Source organism: uncultured Nevskia sp., from assembly GCF_903885465.1.
Taxonomy (GTDB): Bacteria; Pseudomonadota; Gammaproteobacteria; order Nevskiales; family Nevskiaceae; genus Nevskia.
This window is the reverse complement of sequence record NZ_CAISIQ010000013.1, coordinates 1-1,819: the sequence shown is the minus strand read 5'-3', so window position 1 is coordinate 1,819 and position 1,819 is coordinate 1. Positions and strand designations below refer to the sequence as shown.

Genomic DNA, 1,819 nt, shown 5'->3' with positions numbered 1-1,819 from the left:
TGATCGGAGTCGATCAGCGGAAGGCGTTCGCGTGCCGTCCGCTGCCATCACTTACAGATCGAGCTTTTCGAGCTGCTTGTAGGCCTTGTTGAGCCAGATCTTGACCCGCTGGCGTTCGAGCATGCCAAGACCGGTCATTTCCTTATCGGCGCTGTTCGCGGCTGCCCAGAAGCTAGTGCTGCGGGCGTCGATCCGCGTCATCGCCGTTTCGTGCAGACGCGGCATGTTGATGATGTCGGCCGCCAGGCCGTGTGCGCGCTCGCGTTCGCCGGACTGGTCGAAGATCCCGAAGTCGTCGCCGCGCAGCTGGTTCAGCACCAGCACGTAATCGAGGTGATCGTCGAAACGGTCGATCAGCTTGCGCAGCAGATCGACCGAGTCCTTGCCCGAGTCCATCACATGCCAGTAGCGGACACGGATACCCATTTCGGTGGCCAGTTCCAGCGCGCCGGAGTCATCCATCCAGGTCACTAGCGGCAGATGAGTCTGCGCCGCGAGATCGACGACGATCTGGCTGTCCGGATGATCGGCAGCTGCTTCCATCACCTTGTCCAGGCTTTCGAAATCGTCGACGACGATCGGTGACGCGAAGCCAGCGTAGAAGCGCAGCAGGGCGCCATGTGAACGGTCGGAGTCGAAGCCGATGAAGGGCTTGCCGTTGTCGATCAGGTACTGCGCCAGCACTCGCGCAACCAGCGATTTGCCGACCCCGCCTTTCTCGCCGCCGATGAAATGAATGGTTGCCATGCTTGTAACTCCGTAGGGGGACGCCGTGTTCGGCTGTCAGTCGTAAAAGATGCAGCGGCTGCAAGCATGGCTTATGCCGTCTGCCGCGAGCGGCGGGTATTGTCGCCCGCTGCGAGTCAGCAGCGGGCGGCGGCGATGCTCAGTCGAAATGGAAGCTCGCGAACTCGTCGACGCTTGCCCGATCCGAGCGCAGCCGATTGACCGGGGCTTCCGGGTTGGCGTAGCCGAGCGCCATGCCGCAATAGACCATGTCCTGGTCGTTGATCTTGAAATGCTGCTTCAAGGTTGTCCGCATCGTGCCCCAGATTTCCTGGAAGCAGGACGCGACGCCACGTTCAGTTGCCGCCAGTGCCACCGACTGCATGAACATCCCGAGATGCGCCCATTGACCATGTCCCATGCGTTCGTCGATGACGAAGAACAGCGCGGCCGGTGCATCGAAGAACTCGAAGTTGCGAGCGAGTTGGCGTAAGCGAGCCGGCTTGTTGTCCCGGCCGATTCCGAGCAAGGCGTACATGTCTTCGCCGATCTTGTAGCGGCGGCTGCGATACGGATCCCACAGATTCGCCGGGTACATCGGCCTGTCGCCATCTTCGGCCGGCAACATGCCGGGATAGTTAACAGCTAATCCCTTGACCGCCTGTTGTGCCGCACCGGCAACTGCAATCACTTTCCACGGCTGCATGTTGCCGCCCGAGGGTGACCAGCGAGCAACGTCGAGGATGTCGCGGATCGTGGCTTCGGATACGGGCCGGGGAAGGAAGGCGCGTGTCGATATTCTGGTTTGCAGTGCTTCGGTGACGGTCATTGGTGGGGGTTCTTCAATCTGGCGGGATGCTTGCCGTGAAGTATCGACATCCATATGGAAGTTGTCTTGTTGGCAGCTGATTTTGATGGTCAGCAGATATTTTCAGGAAAAGTTCGATTTCTTCGTTGACACAACCTCGAACGGCCCTATAATTCGCCCCCTCGCAGCGGCTACCGCTGAGGGGTTTTGGGAAGGTGGAGTTAGCTTGTCGGGCTGGTAGAGACGGGGAGTTGACAGGGGATGAAAGTCCTCTATAATTCGCCT

2 protein-coding genes are annotated in these 1,819 nt (G+C 59.8%); both read right to left on the bottom strand.

Annotated elements, in window-relative coordinates; all coding sequences use genetic code 11:
• Nucleotides 1-51: 51 nt before the first annotated feature.
• Nucleotides 52-747: a mobilization protein gene (locus tag QZY06_RS00450; RefSeq protein ID WP_295678750.1), complete on the bottom strand. Its 696-nt coding sequence runs from the start codon at nt 745-747 to the stop codon at nt 52-54.
• Between the two features lie 139 nt (nt 748-886).
• Nucleotides 887-1,609 (bottom strand): nitroreductase, encoded by a 723-nt coding sequence (locus QZY06_RS00445; RefSeq protein WP_295678747.1) that lies wholly within the window; start codon nt 1,607-1,609, stop codon nt 887-889.
• Nucleotides 1,610-1,819: the final 210 nt, after the last annotated feature.

Bases quoted from the DNA above. Each gene is read 5' to 3' on its own strand.
- QZY06_RS00450 (WP_295678750.1), bottom strand. From the start codon at position 747: ATGGCAACCATTCATTTCATCGGCGGCGAGAAAGGCGGGGTCGGCAAA.
- QZY06_RS00445 (WP_295678747.1), bottom strand. From the start codon at position 1,609: ATGGATGTCGATACTTCACGGCAAGCATCCCGCCAGATTGAAGAACCC.